We start from the raw sequence: 20,286 nt of genomic DNA, 5'->3' as shown, positions 1-20,286 counted from the left end.
GCGCTCTTTTTGCAACTAGTATATAAGTAGAAGCACGTGATATTTAATTAGTCGACGCAATTCTTTAAGCGTTTTACCAGGTCAATGATGCGATCGCCTTTCATTCGATAGCTCACTGGATTGGCAATTAAGCGCGAGGATACATCCGTAATAAACTCATACTCGACTAAGCCATTTTCTTTAAGGGTACGTCCTGTCGATACAATATCTACTATACGGTCCGCTAAGCCTATCATCGGTGCAAGCTCGATCGACCCATTTAATTCAATAATTTCTACTTGCTCGCCAATACCTTTATAGTACTTCATCGCAATGTTTGGATATTTTGTCGCAATGCGTGGCGCAATTTCGTTCATCGTCGTATTAGGTAAGCCTGCTGATGCGATATAGCATGTACTTATTCTTAAATCAAGAAGCTCATGGACGACTCGCTGTTGTTCCAATAAGACATCTTTTCCGGCAATGCCTATATCTGCAACACCGTGCTCGACATACACAGGAACATCCATAGGTTTTGCTAGTATAAAACGAATTTTTTCTTCAGGAATTTCTATCATTAATTTACGCGTCATCTCAACCTCTTCTGGTAAATTAAAGCCTGCTTCGATAAGCATTTGGTATGCCTCTTCAAAAATGCGCCCTTTCGGCATAGCAATCGTTAATTCATTCACCGCGAACTTCCTCCTGTCCAACAACAACTACCTCAGTAAAATGCGTTAAAAAGGCTGCTTCATCGACTAAACTACTTCTTAACTGTAAGGTCGCTTGTTTTCCCGCTGCTCTTAAAGCTTGTATCTTATCAAGAGCTACCTCAAAGTCTGCTTCCTCAAATAGCACAACGACAGCTTCTTCCTTTTGCAAAGCTTGCGCTGTTATCGTTTCTAATAGTCTGTCTACACGAATACTAAAGCCTGTAGCCCCAACTTTTGAGCCAAATACTTCAAGTAATCCATCATAACGTCCACCATTTCCTAATGGGAAACCACTGCCTGATGCAAACACTTCAAATAACATGCCTGTGTAATAGCTCATATGGCTTGATAGTGTAAAATCAAACGCAACATACTGAGCTAAGTCAGCAACTTCTAACAATTTTGCAAGCTGTTGCATATATTCTAATGCGTCATTTTTCCGCACATATTTTTCAATATCTCGAATTTCCTTTAAAGTCATTGCCTCTTCGATAAATTGTAACAATGCATCTGATTTTGTCTTTGGTAAATCAAATGATGCCACTGCCTCTTCAAAGCCTACATAGTTACGCTGCACAAGCAAAGTGCGTAGTGCGTCTTCTTGTTCGATACTTTCTGTATAGTCCTGTAAAATACAATTTAAAACACCTGCATGTCCAATCGTTACTTTGAAATTTTCTATACCAAACTGCTTTAACAGTTCCATTGCTGTAGCGATTACCTCAGCATCCGCAAATACCGAATGATCACCGATTAGCTCAACACCCATTTGCTCAAATTCTGCTGGCCGTCCACCTTCTGTTTCCTGTGCACGGAATACACTAGCAAAGTAAGCTAAGCGGAGCGGTATCATTTCTTTTAATAATTTCGAAGTGGCTACTCGAGCAATCGGTGTTGTCATATCAGGACGTAGGACGAGCGTATTACCCTGACTATCTACAAGCTTGAATAAATGCGCATCGGAAATTGCAGATGCTTTACCTACTGTATCGAAATACTCTACTGTAGGCGTTTTTATAAATTCATAGCCTCTTGAGCGTAAAAAGCTTCGACCTGTATGTCTTACAGCTTCTACTTTTTCATAAATTTGCGGAAATTTATCGCGCATACCAAGTGGCTTTTCAAACATTTTAATCGCTGACATGTTGACACTTCCTCACGTTTCACTTTAACTCACTAGAGTACTAGAGAATTAGAATATGAAAGTATTTTAACGCATTCCTTTTATTCAGTCAATATATTACGCACTGAATTCTCTAAAAATTTAATTACTTATTATTCAGTTAATTATACACCTATTTATATAAAGTGGAACTTTTATCAATCTCTATTACACAGCTTGAATAACGTAAAAATAGCTAGGACAAAAGAAAAAGTGTTAGATTGACTGCAATCAATCTAACACTTTTTCCAACGCCGTTGATGTCCGCTACGGCGGTGCTTTCCGCGGGCACACCGTAAGCCGCAACCCTCGCTAACGCGCGGTTTGTTGCGTCTTACGTTTTGTGCTTTTCCCGCAGGAGTCACCGCCTCCGCTACCATCAACTAGTGCAATTACATCATGGAGTAATTATATCCAGCCTCTTTTTTTACTTTTTCGGCGTACACCATTGCACAACTTCCTTCTGTTTGCGCTCGGCCATCTGTTCTGCTGTATAAATAATTTGCATCGGGTTACCGCCTGCTAGACAGCCTGCTGGTACATCCTTATGTACTAGTGTTGCGGCTGACACGATGGCTCCGTCACCTATCGTCACTCCAGGTAAAATAGTTGAATTAGCCCCTACCATCACTTCATTGCCAATATGGACATCCCCTAGACGATATTCTTCAATTAAGTATTCATGCGCTAAAATTGTCGTATTAAAGCCAATGACTGTATTATTTCCGACATGAATACGCTCGGGAAACATCGTATCTGGCATGACCATTAAAGCTATAGATGTTTGGTCACCAATTTTCATTTTTAAAAAAGTGCGATACAGCCAGTTCTTCACGCGTAAAAAAGGTGTGAAGCGTCCAATTTGAATGACAATGAAGCACTTCATCACCTTCCAAAAGGACACCGTATCATATACATTCCATAGCGAGTTTGCTCCCTCGACACGATATCTTTCTGTTTTACGCGCCATGCATTTACCCCTCTTTCACAATATCAAGTAAATCCTTCATATGTTGCAATATATATTCTGGGTTAAACTGCTGTAAATATTGTTCCCCTTTAATTGACCATGCGACACCTGCAGCTCTTACACCCGCATTATGCCCAGCTTCAATATCATGAGAATTATCACCAATCATAATGGCGTCTTCTTTTGCTGCACCTAGACGTGATAAAGCAAGTAAAACTGGCTCTGGATCTGGCTTCACATTTTGCACATCATCTGTCCCTACTATCACATCGAATAGATGACTAGCACCTAGAATGTTCAAGCCGCGATCAATCATAGCATTGCGCTTTGTTGAGACAATGGCTAATTTAATACCCATCGACTTTAATTGCTCTAAAGTTGACACAACATCAGGGAACTCGGTCACAAGCTCATCATGATGCGGTTCATTCCAAGCGCGATATTTTGCCATCATTTCGTCTTCTTCACCTGGCGTTAAATCACTAAATGTCTGTTTTAATGACGGACCCATGAATTTTAGGCAATCTTTTGGCGAATATTGCCCGGGAAATCTCTCTTCTAAAACGTGCATAAATGATTGAATGATTAAGTCATTTGTATTTAATAATGTACCATCAAAATCAAAAAGCAATGCTTTTACAGCCATCCTTTACACTCCTTACTTATTGTCCAAATATTTCACTGCAGGCTTTACTTTCAATCTTCGATAAATAATTGCCCCAAGCCCTATGACAATACCAATAATTGAAACGACCTGCGCTGATCGGATATCGCCAATTAAATATAGACTATCTGTACGTAAACCTTCTATATAGAAACGACCAATTGAGTACCATATTAAATAGCTAAAGAATATTTCCCCACGATTTAAATTCACTTTACGTAATGCCAGTAAAATTAATAAGCCGACAAAATTCCATACAGATTCATATAAAAACGTAGGATGTACATATGTGCCTAGTTCTTCGATGTACATTTGATTAATAATCCAATCTGGTAGCATAAGGTTTTCTAAAAATGAACGGGATACTGGTCCACCAAATGCCTCTTGATTCATAAAATTGCCCCAACGGCCAATAATTTGTCCAATTAAAAGACTTGGCGCTAAAATATCTGCCACGCGTAAAAAGCTTACCCCTTTTTTTCGAGTAAATATGTAAGCCGTCACAAATGCACCTATTAGCGCACCATGAATAGCAATACCGCCATTCCAAATTTGAATAATGCTGCCTGGATTTTCACTATAATAATCCCAACGCATAGAAACATAATAAATGCGTGCGCAGATGATAGAAATCGGTACTGCCCATAATAACAAGTCAGCTAAAAAATCTTCGGGCAATCCGCGTTTTACAGCCTCTCTTTGTCCAACAAAATATGCTAAAATAATCCCCGATACAATTAACAATCCGTACCAACGTACAGGAATCGGCCCTAAATGGAAGGCTATCGGGTTAATGTCTAAAAGTAATAAATCCATCTTATGCTCCTCTCAATATTTAACGATCTGTTACCTATTAATCGTCTAATTCATCTGTTGAAGAAATAACTTCATCTAATCGTCTTGAAAACTCTTCAGCTGCATTGACACCCATTTTCTTTAAACGGTAATTCATAGCTGCTACTTCGATAATTACGGATACATTTCGTCCAGGTCGTACTGGAATTGTTAGTTTTGTCAGTTCTGTATCAATTATCTTCATTTTCTCTTCTTCTAAACCTAAACGATCATATACTTTGGTAGGATCCCATATTTCTAACTCAATAATTAAAGTAATACGCTTATATGGTCGTACGGCACTTGCACCAAAGAGTGTCATAATATCGATAATACCAATACCTCGTATTTCCAATAAATGCTCTAAAAGCGGTGGCGGACTACCTATTAAAAAATCCTCAGATTCCTGACGAATTTCCACACAATCATCCGCAACAAGTCGGTGCCCTTTTTTTACAAGCTCTAGCGCTGTTTCACTTTTTCCAACACCGCTTTTTCCGATAATGAGCACACCAATACCATATACATCGACCAACACGCCGTGCGCAGCTGTCATAGGAGCTAAACGTCCCTCTAAATAATTGGTTAGTCTACTCGAAAATTTTGTTGTCGTCATATGTGTTTTAAATACGGGTACATGCTTTTCGTTTGAAGCTTGAATAAGCTCCTCAGGCACTTCTAGGTCACGAGATATAATGATAGCTGGCGTATCCTGTGAACATAGTAAACGCATGCGTTCTAGTTTAACATTCGTTGGTAACATTTCGAAAAAGGAAAGCTCTGTTTTGCCTAGTAATTGTACTCGATTTGCAGGATAATGCGTAAAATATCCAGCCATCTCTAAACCAGGTCTAGAAATATCACTTGTAGTAATAGTTCTTCCAATACCTTCCTCGCCACCTAATAGTTCTAACTTAAATTTTTCCATTACGTCCCTTGTCAATACTACGACCAATGTTTGCAGCCTCCATTCAAACGAATTGAATATTGTTTTATTTTAGCATGCCTATGTATAAAAGAAATGAAATTACACTTGTTTGCATGTTTATATAGTAACACCATTATACTTACTTCTAGACAGCGGTGTAACATACAAGTGCAAAATTACGAGAGATATACCATTTACAGTAACAAATAGAAAAACTAGCGGTCTCCAGAACCGCTAGTTTTTGTCATTTATTTATTTTTGAGTTGCTAACCATTTGGCAACAGCTTCAGCGTCTGCACCTTTAATAAGTCCAGCTGGCATTGCCCCACGACCATTGTTAATCACGTCTAAAATTTCTTCTTCAGATAAGCGAGAACCTACATTGTTTAGTGCAGGTGTATTACCCATACCTTGTAGCTCACCACCATGACAAGAAACGCATGATTTCATTGCGATAGCTTTACCGTCTGGTTCAGCAGCCGTATCGTTATTACCTGTAGCATTATTTTTTTCTCCGCCGCCACCACATGCAGCTAAGAAAATTGCTGAACCGAACACTAATGTTAACATTGCTTTTTTCATTAGTACCCCTCCTAAGTAAATGAATATCTTACCATTGCTATTATACCAAATTTATGCGCGCTTGAAACCTTCACCTAACACCTCATAGGCATCAGAAACGATGACAAACGCAGATGGATCAACGCTTTTAATGAGTTGTTTCAGCTTTGTGAACTCTGTTTGATAGACAACAACCATTAAAACTGGTCGTGCTTCTCCAGTATAACCGCCAATTGCTGGCAATTTTGTCACACCACGATCAATTTCAGCATATATCGCATCACGCACTTCATCTTGTTTCAACGTAATAATATACACCATTTTAGATTGACTAAATCCAAGCTGAATAATATCAATCGTTTTTGTTGTGACATAAAGGCCGATTAAGGCATAGAGTCCTTTTTCTAAGTCAAAAACAATTGCTGCACTAATTGCGATAATTCCATCAATTAATAGTACACTTGTACCAAGCGAAAATCCGGTATACTTTGTAATAATTTGAGCTAGTAAATCAGTGCCACCAGTAGAAGCATTCCCCTTAAAGACTAGACCTATTCCTAATCCGACAACAATTCCTCCAAAAAGTGCACCAAGTAAAGGGTTATCAGTCCAAGGTTCCCAATTATTCGTTAATAAGACGATAAACGGTAACGTTATTGTACCAACAAAAGACTTTACGCCAAACTTTTTACCAAGTATTAGAACTCCAGCTAAAAACAACGGGATATTAAATGCATATTGTACTAGTCCAGGATTCCAGCCAAATAAGCCATGTAAAATGGTACTTATGCCACTAACGCCTCCTGAAGCTACTTGATTTGGTAGTAAAAATACATTAAAACCAATTGCCACTATTGCGGCACCAACAATTACATACACATATTCCAGAATACTTGCCTTTACATCTTGTGATTGATTCATTTCCTCACGCCCACTTCAACTATCAGAATTTTTCTAAAGACGAAATGATTATAGCAAATAGTTTTGACGTTGAGAACTTCATCTTGATGAAGAGAAACTCGACCTAACAAACAAAAAAAGCTACCTTGTGAACATTGGTAGCTTATTTTCTGTAGTTTTCCCCTAATTATAATGATGTTTCTGCCCATTCTAAAGCTTCATTATATAAAAGATCAATACTTGCCATTTCAATATTAATTTGAGGTGCTAATTGCTCTAGACGTTCCCAATCTAGTTTACCTAGGGCAATACTAAACTCTAAATATGGTGTCATCTCGGTTTGTCCACCTAAAATTGTTTCCGTAATCGCCTCTGAAAAAGGTAATTGCTGCAAAATAGCATTCATCGGTCTTTGTAAGATCGTATCAATTAATGAAAACATTCCGACTAAAAAATACTCAGAAAAGTTTTGCTTATAGGATAGCTTTGCTAATTTTTCACAAACTTTTGCTCTGAACAATGATGTACGCATTAATTCTTGGAAAAGATCTGAATCCGTTTTACCATCAAATTCACGCAAAGCTAATAAATAGATCCACTTACGTAGATTTGCTAAACCTAGTAATAAAATAGCTTGCTTAATTGAACGCACTTTTGATTTTGAGCGTCTACTAGAATTATTAATCATTTTTAATAATTTATACGTTAACGATATATCGCGTTCAATATTTTCCGCTAACAGATGAACATTTGGCTCTTCTTCTTTTAACAGAGAAATTATATGGAAATATTGAATAGCATTTGCAGGTATATCCATTGCTCTAATGATTTGAGGCTGCTCAAAAAAATAGCCTTGGAATAACTCATATCCTGAATGCTTAGCTACTTTAAATTGTTTTTGTGTTTCCACTTTTTCAGCAAGCAATTTAATATGAGGGAAATTTTCTTTTACCATATTTTCAATTTCCATTCGTTCAAGCAAAGAGGAAAATAAAAAATCCACTTTTATATAATCAATATGAGGGAAAAGTTTTTCATATATTTGTACATCTTTGTTTAAAATAAAATCATCTAAAGCTATTGTAAATCCATGCGCCTTCAGCTCAATGACACGCTCAACTAATTTCGGTGTTAGTGGTACATCCTCTAAAATCTCAATTACTATTTGCGAAGGATTTAAAAATTCTTCGATTGAACTCATAAGCAAGTTTTCCGTAAAATTAACAAAACAAGGCTTCCCTTTCGTCACCTCGTCGATACCTATTGATAAAAATGAGTTCACTAACACATCCACAGTTGCAGCATCTGAATCGACATTAGGAAATGAATTTTCATTTTTATTTCGATACAACAATTCATACGCAACGACCTGTTCGTGAAGATTAAAGATTGGCTGTCTTCCGATAAATACTTCCATTTCGTTGCCTCCAATTCACCATTTTCTAGTAATTATTATAGCATCTTTCAGTACCTTACGCTTATTTTTTCAGCACTATATTATTTGTTTCTTATCCTCCAACTAACATATACCTATACAATTGGCTATTTATTACTTATGTAACTGGAGTAGTCCTAAATAATACTTTTTTGATAAACATCCATTTTGCCACTCAACATAAAGTGTTTGTCATAAGCCTTTAATCGCATTATAAAATAAATTATAAGAAATCCATATACTGTTTAGATAATAATTACATTAAGCAATAAAATGAAATGGGATTTTCTAAATTTGGAGTGGATGTTAGAAACTTCATTTGGAACGCAGAGCGTAATTTGCGAGTAGCAATTCTAAATATATTTCAATAAAAAAGACTATAAACAAACTCGAAATTTTCAAGTTGTCTATAGTCTGAATACCTCAGAATCATTTCTGAAGCATCTATTTATTTCCCAAATTTAGATTTGAAAGCGCCAATAACCGCTGGTACTACTGAGATAAATATAATTAAAATAAGAACTACCGAGAAATTATCTTTAATAATTGGGATATTACCAAAGAAATAACCAAGTAATGTACAGCTGAATACCCATAAAACTGCACCTACTATGTTGTACAGTAAAAAGTAGCTATAATGCATCTTACTTGCCCCTGCAACAAATGGAATAAACGTACGAATGAATGGCATGAATCGAGCAATAACAATCGTTTTCCCACCATGCGTGTTGAAAAACTTCTCCGCAGCCTCCATACGTTCCTTTTTAACAATTCGGCCTAATAAGCTCTTAGGTGGAATCGAAGTACCAACTTTGTGACCAATATGATAATTCATTGTATCCCCTAAAATTGCTGCAGCCAAAAATACAGGAATTAGGATCCATAGATCAAAGGCTCCCATTGCTGCGGTTAATGTACCACTAGCGAACAGTAATGAATCACCCGGTAAAAATGGAAAAATGACAACACCTGTTTCGACAAACACAATTGCAAATAGAATGAGATAACTCCAATTACCAAAATCACGAATAATTTCTTCCAAATGCACATCAATATGCATTATAAAACTAATTAACTCTTGAATGAGTCCTATCATTGTTTTTGTATGCTCTCTTTCAATTTAATTTTTCCTAAAAGCTTGGACGTTGTTACGCACAAAAGGGTTCCAAATCAATACAACATAGTATACAAGTTACTACTCCCCTACTATATGACAAGCCCTTTTAAAGTATGTAGAAGTTTTGCACATGACTGATTTTATCACTACGGCTCTATGCACTCAACTTATTTAGTCATATTTAGTATAAGTGCCCAGTATGAGTGCCAGGCACCCATACAATTAACAATTTTCAAAATAAAAGCCCACCACTAACTTTCTGTGGTGGACATGAATTCTATTAAAAATCTTATACTGTTGTCGCTTTTAAAGAACGACGCAAAATTTTACCTGTTGTATTTTTCGGTAGCTCGTCCAAGATTTCGACAACTTTCGGAACTTTGTATTTCACCATATGTTTTGCACAGTACTCTAATATATCATCTGCTGTAGTAGCCGTTCCTTCTTTGAGCACAATATATGCATGAACTGCTTCACCGAAGTTAAGGTCTGGATAGCCCACTACTGCCGCCTCTACGATATTGTCATGAGCAAACAACACTTCCTCGACTTCTCTCGGGTATACGTTATAGCCTCCAACAATAATCATATCCTTTTTGCGATCAACGATATAAAAATATCCTTCGTCATCTACTTTTGCAAGATCCCCTGTGTATAACCAACCATCACGGATGGCCATCGCAGTTTCTTCAGGCATTTTATAGTAGCCTTTCATTACGTTTGGACCACGAACGACTAACTCGCCAACCTCACCAACAGGAACTTCTCTTCCATTGATATCAACGACTCTATTTTCGACGTTGTTAATAGATGTACCGATAGAGCCTGCTTTCCGTTCTCTGTCTAATGGATTGAAGCATGTTACAGGTGAAGCTTCTGATAAGCCATACCCCTCTGATACACGTACATTAAATTTCTGCTCGAAATTATGTAATAGTGCAACAGGTAAAGATGCGCCTCCTGAAATGGCTAAACGAATTGTCGAAAAATCTTCCGGCTTGCCATCAGGTAATAAATGTAAAAAGTTATACATCGTTGGGACACCAGCAAATACCGTTGCCTGTTGCTCCTTCGCCAATGTGAAAATTTCACTCGGACTAAAGCGCGGTGCAAGTAAAACGGTTGCGCCACTGATTAAAGGTGCGTTGACAACTACCGTTAATGCAAATACGTGGAAAACTGGTAATGTTGCAATAATGCGATCGTCAGCTCTATACCCTAAATAGGTAGAGACGTCACGTGCATTTGAATAAACATTTCCGTGGGACAGCATGGCACCCTTTGGATTCCCTGTTGTTCCTGATGTATATAATATAATTGCCGTTTCATCATCTGCTACGTCCGCTGGTTCAAGTGATTCAGTTGCACGCGCAATGATCTTTGAAAATAAATGCGTTTTCGCTTTTGCCTCTTCCGATAAAGCAGCTACTTTTTCAGCTACATCTGCTGTTGTTTCACAAACTACAAATGTCTCAACTTCTGGAAACGCTTGTACACCTACTTCTACTAATGGAAGCAATGCATCGAGCGCAATAACCGCCTTGACATCTCCATTACGTAAAATATAAGAAATCTCATCTGGCGTATAAATTGGATTTACAGGAATTGCTGTAGCTCCTAAACGCATCGTTGCATATAAAGCAATTAAATAATGTGGCGTATTGCCGAGTAAAAACGCCACATGGTCCCCTTTTTGTACCCCTAAATCTTGTAACCCCTGTGCAAAGCGACCAATTGTTTGTTCAAATTCCCCATACGTCGTATCTTTCCCCATAAAATGATACGCAATTTTTTCCGGTTGCTCTGCTGCTTGTTGACGAACACATGAAACTAAATTCAATTACACCATCCCCTTATCGTATAAAATGAATCGTTATTCAGTAATATTATATAAGAAATATATCTAAAAGACAATGAGTCTTTTTACTTCATGTCATTATTACCGTTAAAAAATTCATTTTTTTCTCTTTTGTACAGATATTCAAGAACGGATATGTGAGATATATCGCCAACGGATTAAGTAAAAATAAATTACTTGAATAACAACAAAAAAACCAAATGCAAAGAAAACTTCTTTAACAATTGAAATATTAGCAATATCCTTTAAAATACCTTGAACCATAAAAAAGGCAAAGGCACTATGCATCATAGCAACACTCCACGGCAAGAAAAATTGCGGGAATAGATGGCGATTGACCAGCTTTTTCAATTCTATGTCTGTTAACCCCATTCGCTTTAAGACATCAAATTTCCGCTTCTCTCGTTCAAGGGAAGTATGCAGTTTAAAGTAAATGAAACTACCAGCCGCTAGTAAAAATACAGTCGCTACTAAAACACCAACTAATGTAAATAATGAGTACGTAGCTAGTATATAAGAATAATTTAATCCTGCATTTTCAAAGTAAAATGGGCTATGCTTGCCCTTCTTAATATTATTAAAATATTCAGTTGATGCCATTTCAACTATGTCCTTACCAATTTCTTTTGTCTCCATCCACTGCGGAATATCAAAAGTAAACAAATGATAGCTTGGTTGCACAACACCCTTACTTGTAATTGGCTTCACAAGTTTCACAAAGTCTTCATCACTTATAACAATAGAATTCACACTAACTATTGATCCTGGGAATACTATTTTAGGATATACACTATCTATCGTAATAGGTATAGAGTTTTCTTCTAAAACCGTTTGAACTTCTTTATTTTTAAGCTTTTTTAAAGACTCTTCCGAATATGGTATGAATACTGCCTCTCCAGATTCTAGATTAATCAATGGATAGTTAAAAGAGGATAACAAGACGTTCATATCTGATTCTCGGAATACCTCAACCTCATTATGTGTATATGAGGAAGTTTGCTTTACAACTACAAAGCGGGATAAATGATAGGATAATCCCTTCTCCTCTAATTGGATGCGTAGAGAATTAATGTGCGTAGCCTCATATGGGTTATCGCTATCTCCTTTATAAATAAGACCTAGTGGATTTAAACGATCGTATTGTGTCGTATAGGAGGACATCGTAGCCAATACTCCAACAGATAAAAATGCCATTGTCGATACCATCGTTACGACGAAAAACATTTTCACATTATCCCTCATAATGTGTGTTTGTTCAGCTAAAGATAAGAGGCGATAGCGCTGCCAATTAAATTTACGTTTTCCACGTGCAATTTGTAAAAAGAATGGTACTGAATCACTAAAAAAATAGTAAGTTCCAAAAGTTGCTGAGAACGGTATTAATAACGTAAGACCAATCATTGTCGTATGAGAAACGATAAATGCCAGCACATAGGTTGCTAAAATTAAAGCAATGCCATATGTTGCACGAACCTTTGAATAGCTAGTCTCGCTATTTATATAATCATTTCCCTTGATCAAATCGCGAAGTTTTCTCTCACGAGTAAAATATACGCTTATGAAAGAAATAACGACAAACGCACTAGTAAAAACACCGATTGTCAGTAAAAAAGGTTGCCAAGAAACATAGAGCGGTAAATCCTCTAAATGCAAAATTTCTCGAACAATCATAAAGAAAAACTTCGAAAATGAAAAGCCAAAAATAATGCCCACAATAATAGAGCCCGCACCGATAATCATTGTTTCTAAAAAGACAAGCTTGTTCATTTGACGTTTTTCCATTCCAAGATGCAATAAAATAGCAAACTCATGTGATCTCGCCTCTAAAAAAGCACTCATGGAATAATATAAAAAGAACAATGTAAAGAGAACAAGTACGATTTCTGCACCAATCATGCCGACTAACGATACTTCTCCTAAAATGCCACGTTCAATATCTGGATGAAACATCAGCATTGAATAGATAAAAAATACAGCTACGGAAAAAAAGCTCGCCATAAAAAAGGCCCCGTATATACGGCTGTTCCGTACGACATTACGGTAAGCGAATTGTCGAAAGGTCACCTACTTGCCCTCCTCCTAGTAAGCTCAATACATTTAAAATACGTTGGAAAAACATTTGACGTCGGTCATCTCGGTAAATTTCATTGAAAAATTCCCCGTCCTTAATAAATAGCACGCGATCACAATAACTAGCTGCAATCGGGTCATGGGTCACCATCACAATTGTCGTTTGTTTTTCCTTATTAATTTTTGTTAATAGTTCTAGTACATCACGCGAAGAATTAGAATCCAAATTTCCCGTCGGTTCATCTGCTAAAATAAGGCTTGGGTTATGAATCAATGCCCGTCCTATCGCTGTTCTCTGTGCTTGTCCACCTGAAATTTCATTTGGACGTTTTTGTAAAAAGGAAGCTAAATCAAGCTTTTCTATAATATCTGCAAGACGCTCTTCCATTACTTCTAATGGCTGCTGATCAAGCGTTAATGGTAACACGATATTTTCCTCGACAGTGAGCATATGCAATAAATTGAAATCCTGAAAAACAAAGCCCAGCTGTCTTCTTCTAAAATAAGCAAGTTCAGTAGCATTTAGCTTATGAGGGTTCATGCCATCTAAAATGATTTCTCCACTTGTTGGTTCGTCAATCGTAGAAATAATATTTAATAACGTAGTTTTACCACTTCCCGATGGGCCCATTACTGCTAAAAACTCACCTTCTTCAACCTCAAAGCTTAATTGATTGAGTGCACGATGTGTAACCTTTCCCTCGTATACTTTTGTAACATCTTTTATTTGTAAAATAGGCATGCCTTGTCCACCTTATTTCTCGATTAATTCCATAGATTCTGGTAATAGCCATTTTAATACCACCTCAAAGCCAATTTGAAACTGTGGCTCTAAAATGGCTGAAGGTAAGTTCCCTTCATCTTGAACTAGACTAAAGCAATGCTCCCCTACGACCATATCCCAACCATCTAATTCACCTTCTATTATTTCGCCACAAACTGAGTAGTGCCCACTATACATGACTTGCTCGCCTTCTACTGGAAAAGCATTGAGTAGGCATGGTTTATGTAAGTTTAGCCCAAGTGCATTGCAAAAATGCATTACCTCATCTTGAAGTAATAGGCTAGCCTGACGGAAATTTTCACAAAACAAACAGTCACAAGCTTCTAGCTGTGAGTCATACAGATTTTTCGTCTTTTCTAATTCAATATTTAATACCCAGTCATCAATACGCACTTCTCCCATTTTTGCTCCCCCTAATTTGTAAATGTCACGGTGACAATCGTACCTTTACCTACTTCAGATGTAATGTCCAATTGATGCCCTAGTTTTTCACAGATTTCCTTTGCTAAATATAAGCCCATACCTGTGGATTCCCCAGTTTTACGCCCATTCTCTCCCGTAAAAAAGGCTTTAGTCACACGTGAAAGGTCAGAAGCAGGAATACCAATTCCTTCATCACAAATTGCTAACTGAATATAATCATCTTTTTTAATGGCAGATATCACAATTTTTTTATTTTCTTCAAATGTATATTTCACTGCGTTTGTAACGAATTGCCCAATAATAAAGCGAAGCCATTTTGAATCACTCGCTACGATCATGTCATCCTCTATATGAATTTCTGGAAAAACTCTATTCGTTATAAATAAACGTTTATTTTCATTAACAGTTGCAGTGACAATCGCTTTTAAGGGAATCTGCTCTACTTGCATATCCTCTTCAAAGTTTTCCAGTCGCGCATTGACAAGCACCATATCCAATCCTCTACGTAAGCGATCAATTTCCTCTTGAACATTCTTTTTATCGAGAGGACGCTCATCCTGTAATAGCATCTCGATGACTGAAATGGGGGTTTTCATCTGGTGTACCCATTGATTCATAAATTGATCGTGTCGCTTTTGACTAGCATATAACGAATGCAGCTCGTGCTGGTAAAGACGATATAGTTCATGCATATATTTTTCTACTTGCATCGCCTCTGGTGTCTTGGCATTTTTTTGTAGTACATCCTCCATTGATTTTGGGAGATGCAATAATTTGTTCAAATAACTTTGCCGCATTAAATAGCGAATAAGTAAAAATGAGCATAGCAATACCAAACTAATACTTACAGAGTAAATAGCAGTATCAACGTTACGAAAGCCGTCGAGCCAATACAATACCATAATAAAACCAACTAAAATTAGCTGGAAGATAAAAAATGTTGCATAATCTCGCAAAAATAATTTCCAACCCATTACAGTTCACCCGCACTTAATATAAAGCGATAACCTGCTCCGCGGACTGTCTCAATTGTTGACGAAATATTATAATCTGCTAGCTTTTTACGCACACGCGTCATATTAACATTCAACGTATTTTCATCGACAAATGCTTGGTCGTCCCATAGCTCTTCTAACAATTGCTCGCGCGTAACAACTTTTGGTGCCTGGCCCATTAACAGCTCTAAAATGATACATTCTTTTTTCTGCAATGGAATTTCTAAATCATTTTTGTGCAACTCCATACGCTCTAAATGCAATACAAGCTGCCCTTGCTTAATCGTTCGTTCTTCTTGCCTAGCCGCATACTCGCCATATGTACGACGCAAGTGACTACGGATTTTAGCCAAAACAATTTCATAATTGAATGGCTTTGTAATAAAATCGTCACCTCCATTTTCAAGCGCAAAAATTTGATCCATTTCCCCAGATCTTGCTGAAATGAAAATGATTGGACATGTTGTATGTTGACGTAACTGACGACACCAATAATAGCCGTCATACGCTGGTAAATTTATATCAAGCAATACCATATGTGGATTAAACGTTGTAAACTCTTCAATTAGATGGTCAAATTCTTGGATTGTTTCCACTTCGTATTGATATTTTCTAAGTGTTTCTGCAAGCAATGATGCAATCTTTACATCATCCTCGACAATAAATATTCGATGCTTCTCCATACCGACACTCCTTTCTATCGTATATTGTACCAAAAAAAGGCCACGCGCCATAATTGCGCGTGCCCTTTTCTATCATGAGTACGGAAGTAGCTTCGAATTTCCATTACTAAGGAGTTTAGCATGTTTCGACTCATAATGTTCCCAGTAGCATAACCATTCTATGGTCTAAATATAGGCTAAAAATATCTTTCTTATTGAAAGGCATTTGCCAACTACTTTTTTGTCTACTGTTAATATATTAATTGTAAAAACTCTTCTGTTGAGACACCACCAAAGTAAGTTGGTATGTCGATATCTGCTAAAGCCTTTGCAATCGCTACACGGTCATAGTTTGTCCCAACTAGACGTTGTTCTACATCAGCCATATCGCCTACACCGAAGAAATCACCGAAAATATGTGCTTCTTCAATAACACCATGCTTCACCTCTAAACGGATATCAATTCCACCTGAAGGGAAACGATGTGTTTTTTGAATATTAAAGCGTGGCGATTTACCGTAATTCCATTCCCATGTTTGATAGCGTTCAGCGGATAATTTTTGAATATTCGTCCAATCTTCGTCAGTTAGCTCATAATAGCGAATATTTTCTTCACCTCCGAAAATGGACTTTAAAATTTCTAGGCGGAATTCTTCTATAGTCATTTTATCCTTTAAAAATTCCGAAATATTTGCTACGCGAGAACGTATCGATTTAATGCCCTTTGATTCGATTTTATCTTTCTTTACCTTTAATGCAGATACAACAGCATCAATTTCTGTATCAAACATTAATGTCCCGTGACTAAACATACGGCCTTTAGTAGAAAACTGCGCGTTCCCAGAAACTTTACGTCCTTCTGCTAAAATATCGTTACGACCTGACAGTTCAGCGTTTACGCCCATTTTTGCAAGCGCATCTACAACAGGCTGAGTGAATTTTTTATAATTCATAAAACTATCGCCATCGTCGTTTGTAATAAAACTAAAGTTTAGGTTTCCAAGATCGTGATACACCGCACCACCACCAGAGAGACGGCGCACAACGATAATACCGTTATCCTCCACATAGTCTGTATTAATTTCTTCTATCGTATTTTGATTCTTCCCAATAATGATGGATGGCTGATTTATGTAAAATAACAGCACTGGCTCCTTCTCAACGTCCATTGTCTTTAATAAATACTCCTCAATGGCAAGGTTAATGCGTGGATCATGTATCCCTTTATTATCAACGAAAATCATAGTCGTTTCCTCCTTCACAAAATATCCATATTTTATTTTAACGCAAATTAGGCATTTTGTGTTGACGAAACGCATCTGTTATAATACACTAGAAAATAATAAAACAGTAATAGTACAGATGAACTTAAAGGAGGAGTCCACAATGTTAGAAAACGTAGTTGAATTTTTCAAGAACTTACCTGCAAAACAATGCACGGAATGCGGTGAAAAGATCGAAGAACAAAGCGAATGCTACAGCAACACTTGTGAAAAATGTAACTGCCTATAAGCATTTGCCTATTCTGTAAGTCATTTCGTGCCCCACACGAACTAATAATGACACCCCTCATCATACATTTATGGTGAACCATTAATTAAATCTCTTACACTTACACAAAACAGTAGCTGATACGCTCATATCAGCTGCTGTTTTACTTTGTAAATTGTATTAGTGCCTGGCGCTCTTCCCACTGAGAGCTGGTGCCAGGCACTCAAACAATTTTCATGCAATTTTATGAAGCACTAAGGGGAAATCCACGTAGACTCCTGTGGGAACAGCACAAGGTGTAAGACGCAACAAGTCGCGCGACAGCGAGGGTTGCGGCTTACACTGTGCCCGCGAAAAGCATCAGCCGTAGTGAACATCCACGGCATAGAAAAAAGTGTTAGATTGACTGTAGTCAATCTAACACTTTTTTTGTCGTAGCCTCGCAAATTATTAATTAATTTTCTTCTGCTACTTTTGAGTAACGTCTTGTGTGTAATAACATGAAATAACCAAAAGTAATGGCTAAGAACACAATTAAGTATCCAAATAACACACCGTAGTTTTGCCATAAATAAGACATGTCGCCTGTTGAAATGCTTGCTTTAAACGCTTGAACAGTATAAGTCATTGGCAGTAATTTATTGAACACTTGTAATGGTGATGGAATAAGCTCAAGTGGGAATGTACCCGCGCTTGTTGTAAGTTGTAAAATTAGTACAACAATCGCTACGAAGCGACCTGGATCACCGAAAATAGATACTAACATTTGAATTAATGCTAAGAACACATAGCTTGTTATTAAAGCTGTTAGAACAAAGTAGCCTAAATTTTGCACTTCAAGACCTAAGCCCCATTTTACAATTGCTACTGTTAATAAAGCTTGAACAAGACCGACAAATGCAAGCACTGTCACTTTACTTGTAAACCATGTTGCACCATTTTTCGGACGAATAGCTGGTTCAACAAGTGGGAATACAATCGAGATTAATAGTGCCCCAACAAATAATCCAAGTGAAATAAAGTAAGGTGCGAAACCTGTACCATAGTTCGGAACATGGTTAACTGATTCTTTTTCTACTTCTACTGGATTACCTACCATATCATACGTGTCATCATTCGCATGTACTTCGTTCGCTTTTTCACTAGCTTCACCTAATTTGCTAGATAATGTAGCAGTACCATCTGCAAGTTCAGTCGAACCATCTGCAAGTGTTGCAGAGCCGTCTGCTAACTCACCAGATTTTGAAGCAAGTGTTGATGTGCCCTCGTTCAATGTTGTTGTACCACTTGCTAAGTCATTTAATCCTGAAGCTAATGTTTGTGAACCAGTAACAGCTGTGTTAACGCCCGCATGTAATTCACCAAGTTTATCAGCTAATGTGGCATTACCAGCTTGTAGGCTTTGTGCACCTTTAACTAATTCATTACTTTTTGCTGATAAAGCACTTGCACCAGCTAAAACATCTTTTTGACCAGCTGCAATTTGTGTTGCACCACCGCTTACTTGGTTGGCACCAGCTTGTAATTTTTCAGCACCCGCTGATAATGAATTTAAACCATTATGCACACTAGCACTTCCTGCTTGTAGCTCTGCTAACGTTTGTTTTAACGCTGCTGCTTGCTCTTCTGGCATTGATGCAATTGCATTTTGTAACTGTTCAGTTAATGCTTTAATACCCGCTTCCACTTGTGCAGAACCATTCGATAATTGATTTGCTGAACTGTTTAATGTACCAGCATTTTCAGCCACTGATGCAGCACCAGAAGCTATTTGCTGTTGTTTTTCATTTAATGTTGTAAGACCAGCTTCTACCTTAGCTACACCTTGTGTGTATTGAGATAGACCTTGTTCAAGATTTGTCGCCCCTGCAGCTGCCTGCTGTGCACCTTGTTGTAACTGAACTGTACCATTTTCTAATTTCACTAGCCCTGTTGACAGTTCGTTAGCCCCAGATGCTGCTTGCCCTGCACCTTTTGTAATTTTATCTGTACCATCAGAAAGTTCAATCGTGCTAGAAGCTAACTGCTCCAAATAACCTTTTAAATCTTTTGCTCCATTTGCTACTTTTTGTGCTCCTTCATCTAGCTTAACTGAACCGTCAGCAGCTTCTGTAAAGCCATCTCCAAGCGTTGCAATTGAATCAAATAATTTTTCTGCATATGTAGCAGAAACTTGTGAATTTACTTCTGCGCGTATGCGATCCATTGCTGTTTCACCAATTTGCGCTCCTAGGAAGTTCAAGCCTTCATTTGGGATATAGTTCATCACTAACTTCGAAGGTTTGTCATCAAGTAAAGTCGTAGCATGTTCTGAGAAATTTGCTGGTATTTCTAAGATCATGTAATAGTCTCTACTATTTAAACCTTTTTCTGCTTCTTCTTTTGACACTTCAATAAAGTCAAATTGCTTACTATCGACGAGTTTATCGACCAAGGTATCGCCTAAGTCTAACTTCACTTCATCCATTTTTGCTCCATTATCTTCATTGACAACCGCTACAGGCAAATTAGACATACCTGCATATGGATCCCAAAACGCCCATAAAAACATGCCTGCATACATGACAGGGATAAATAGGACGGCAATTATGGAAACAAGCATTTTTCTTGTTTTTAGGATTTTCAGCCATTCAGCTTTAATCATATTTTTCTCTCACTCCTATACTAATTGACCGTAATCGTCAATTGGTCATTTTTCTGTAAAAAAATCACAAACTTCACAGTGCGTAAAATTTGTAGA

Annotated in this window: 19 protein-coding genes; 1 reads left to right on the top strand and 18 read right to left on the bottom strand. The window is 37.4% G+C overall.

The window, feature by feature from the left end:
- Positions 1–47: 47 nt before the first annotated feature.
- From hisG to NSQ74_RS07665, 17 genes are all read right to left on the bottom strand, one after another.
- Positions 48–671 carry an ATP phosphoribosyltransferase gene (gene hisG / locus NSQ74_RS07745; RefSeq protein ID WP_340822501.1) on the bottom strand — a complete coding sequence of 208 codons (624 nt, stop codon included), beginning with the start codon at positions 669–671 and terminating at the stop codon, positions 48–50.
- Entirely contained in the window at positions 664–1,836 is a 1,173-nt protein-coding gene (locus tag NSQ74_RS07740) for an ATP phosphoribosyltransferase regulatory subunit (protein WP_340822499.1), read from the bottom strand. Before NSQ74_RS07740 ends, hisG begins: the two co-directional genes overlap by 8 nt.
- Positions 1,837–2,281: 445 nt before the next feature.
- Positions 2,282–2,824: an acyltransferase gene (locus NSQ74_RS07735; protein ID WP_340822498.1), complete on the bottom strand. Its 543-nt coding sequence runs from the start codon at positions 2,822–2,824 to the stop codon at positions 2,282–2,284.
- A 4-nt stretch (positions 2,825–2,828) separates the two neighbouring features.
- Positions 2,829–3,470, bottom strand: a complete 642-nt coding sequence (gene ppaX, locus NSQ74_RS07730) for a pyrophosphatase PpaX (RefSeq protein ID WP_340822497.1) — start codon at positions 3,468–3,470, stop codon at positions 2,829–2,831.
- Positions 3,471–3,482: 12 nt separating this feature from the next.
- On the bottom strand, positions 3,483–4,304 hold the full coding sequence (lgt, locus tag NSQ74_RS07725; RefSeq protein ID WP_340822495.1) for a prolipoprotein diacylglyceryl transferase: 822 nt from the start codon (positions 4,302–4,304) through the stop codon (positions 3,483–3,485).
- A gap of 37 nt (positions 4,305–4,341) precedes the next feature.
- A complete protein-coding gene (gene hprK / locus NSQ74_RS07720; protein ID WP_340822494.1) occupies positions 4,342–5,277 on the bottom strand; it encodes an HPr(Ser) kinase/phosphatase in 936 nt (311 codons plus the stop codon).
- Between the two features lie 225 nt (positions 5,278–5,502).
- On the bottom strand, positions 5,503–5,832 hold the full coding sequence (gene cccB / locus NSQ74_RS07715; RefSeq protein WP_340822493.1) for a cytochrome c551: 330 nt from the start codon (positions 5,830–5,832) through the stop codon (positions 5,503–5,505).
- 51 nt (positions 5,833–5,883) lie between these two features.
- Positions 5,884–6,732 carry a YitT family protein gene (locus NSQ74_RS07710; RefSeq protein WP_340822491.1) on the bottom strand — a complete coding sequence of 283 codons (849 nt, stop codon included), beginning with the start codon at positions 6,730–6,732 and terminating at the stop codon, positions 5,884–5,886.
- Positions 6,733–6,898: 166 nt separating this feature from the next.
- Entirely contained in the window at positions 6,899–8,128 is a 1,230-nt protein-coding gene (locus tag NSQ74_RS07705) for an EAL and HDOD domain-containing protein (protein WP_340822489.1), read from the bottom strand.
- Between the two features lie 466 nt (positions 8,129–8,594).
- Positions 8,595–9,239, bottom strand: a complete 645-nt coding sequence (locus NSQ74_RS07700; protein ID WP_401014574.1) for a VTT domain-containing protein — start codon at positions 9,237–9,239, stop codon at positions 8,595–8,597.
- A 313-nt stretch (positions 9,240–9,552) separates the two neighbouring features.
- On the bottom strand, positions 9,553–11,103 hold the full coding sequence (locus NSQ74_RS07695; RefSeq protein WP_340822486.1) for a fatty acid--CoA ligase family protein: 1,551 nt from the start codon (positions 11,101–11,103) through the stop codon (positions 9,553–9,555).
- Positions 11,104–11,244: 141 nt separating this feature from the next.
- A complete protein-coding gene (locus NSQ74_RS07690) occupies positions 11,245–13,119 on the bottom strand; it encodes an ABC transporter permease (RefSeq protein ID WP_340822485.1) in 1,875 nt (624 codons plus the stop codon).
- Positions 13,120–13,156: 37 nt separating this feature from the next.
- Positions 13,157–13,933, bottom strand: coding sequence for an ABC transporter ATP-binding protein (locus NSQ74_RS07685; RefSeq protein WP_340822484.1), 777 nt, complete (start codon positions 13,931–13,933; stop codon positions 13,157–13,159).
- 12 nt (positions 13,934–13,945) lie between these two features.
- The gene (locus NSQ74_RS07680; RefSeq protein WP_340822483.1) at positions 13,946–14,377 is read right to left on the bottom strand and encodes a hypothetical protein; all 432 of its coding nucleotides are present in this window, start codon (positions 14,375–14,377) and stop codon (positions 13,946–13,948) included.
- 11 nt (positions 14,378–14,388) lie between these two features.
- On the bottom strand, positions 14,389–15,372 hold the full coding sequence (locus tag NSQ74_RS07675) for a sensor histidine kinase (protein WP_340822482.1): 984 nt from the start codon (positions 15,370–15,372) through the stop codon (positions 14,389–14,391).
- Positions 15,372–16,076, bottom strand: a complete 705-nt coding sequence (locus NSQ74_RS07670) for a response regulator transcription factor (RefSeq protein ID WP_340822481.1) — start codon at positions 16,074–16,076, stop codon at positions 15,372–15,374. Before NSQ74_RS07670 ends, NSQ74_RS07675 begins: the two co-directional genes overlap by 1 nt.
- 230 nt (positions 16,077–16,306) lie before the next feature.
- The gene (locus NSQ74_RS07665) at positions 16,307–17,299 is read right to left on the bottom strand and encodes a lipoate--protein ligase (RefSeq protein WP_340822478.1); all 993 of its coding nucleotides are present in this window, start codon (positions 17,297–17,299) and stop codon (positions 16,307–16,309) included.
- 142 nt (positions 17,300–17,441) lie between these two features.
- Between NSQ74_RS07665 and yhfH the strand changes: the two genes are divergently transcribed.
- Positions 17,442–17,567 carry a protein YhfH gene (gene yhfH / locus NSQ74_RS07660; protein ID WP_069514604.1) on the top strand — a complete coding sequence of 42 codons (126 nt, stop codon included), beginning with the start codon at positions 17,442–17,444 and terminating at the stop codon, positions 17,565–17,567.
- A 433-nt stretch (positions 17,568–18,000) separates the two neighbouring features.
- Here yhfH and NSQ74_RS07655 read toward each other — a convergent pair whose 3' ends face one another.
- Complete coding sequence (locus NSQ74_RS07655; RefSeq protein WP_340822476.1) at positions 18,001–20,190, bottom strand: YhgE/Pip domain-containing protein; 2,190 nt, start codon at positions 20,188–20,190, stop codon at positions 18,001–18,003.
- Between the last annotated feature and the right edge of the window lie 96 nt (positions 20,191–20,286).

The sequence above is a fragment of the Lysinibacillus sp. FSL W8-0992 genome (assembly GCF_038008685.1).
In the GTDB taxonomy this organism is placed as follows: domain Bacteria; phylum Bacillota; class Bacilli; order Bacillales_A; family Planococcaceae; genus Lysinibacillus.
This window is presented reverse-complemented; position numbering and strand designations above follow the sequence as displayed.

Bases quoted from the DNA above. Each gene is read 5' to 3' on its own strand.
- NSQ74_RS07685 (WP_340822484.1), bottom strand. From the start codon at position 13,933: ATGCCTATTTTACAAATAAAAGATGTTACAAAAGTATACGAGGGAAAG.
- NSQ74_RS07735 (WP_340822498.1), bottom strand. From the start codon at position 2,824: ATGGCGCGTAAAACAGAAAGATATCGTGTCGAGGGAGCAAACTCGCTA.
- NSQ74_RS07690 (WP_340822485.1), bottom strand. From the start codon at position 13,119: ATGGCGAGCTTTTTTTCCGTAGCTGTATTTTTTATCTATTCAATGCTG.
- cccB (WP_340822493.1), bottom strand. From the start codon at position 5,832: ATGAAAAAAGCAATGTTAACATTAGTGTTCGGTTCAGCAATTTTCTTA.
- lgt (WP_340822495.1), bottom strand. From the start codon at position 4,304: ATGGATTTATTACTTTTAGACATTAACCCGATAGCCTTCCATTTAGGG.
- ppaX (WP_340822497.1), bottom strand. From the start codon at position 3,470: ATGGCTGTAAAAGCATTGCTTTTTGATTTTGATGGTACATTATTAAAT.
- yhfH (WP_069514604.1), top strand. From the start codon at position 17,442: ATGTTAGAAAACGTAGTTGAATTTTTCAAGAACTTACCTGCAAAACAA.
- NSQ74_RS07675 (WP_340822482.1), bottom strand. From the start codon at position 15,372: ATGGGTTGGAAATTATTTTTGCGAGATTATGCAACATTTTTTATCTTC.
- NSQ74_RS07680 (WP_340822483.1), bottom strand. From the start codon at position 14,377: ATGGGAGAAGTGCGTATTGATGACTGGGTATTAAATATTGAATTAGAA.
- NSQ74_RS07670 (WP_340822481.1), bottom strand. From the start codon at position 16,076: ATGGAGAAGCATCGAATATTTATTGTCGAGGATGATGTAAAGATTGCA.
- NSQ74_RS07665 (WP_340822478.1), bottom strand. From the start codon at position 17,299: ATGATTTTCGTTGATAATAAAGGGATACATGATCCACGCATTAACCTT.
- NSQ74_RS07705 (WP_340822489.1), bottom strand. From the start codon at position 8,128: ATGGAAGTATTTATCGGAAGACAGCCAATCTTTAATCTTCACGAACAG.
- NSQ74_RS07740 (WP_340822499.1), bottom strand. From the start codon at position 1,836: ATGTCAGCGATTAAAATGTTTGAAAAGCCACTTGGTATGCGCGATAAA.
- NSQ74_RS07655 (WP_340822476.1), bottom strand. From the start codon at position 20,190: ATGATTAAAGCTGAATGGCTGAAAATCCTAAAAACAAGAAAAATGCTT.
- NSQ74_RS07710 (WP_340822491.1), bottom strand. From the start codon at position 6,732: ATGAATCAATCACAAGATGTAAAGGCAAGTATTCTGGAATATGTGTAT.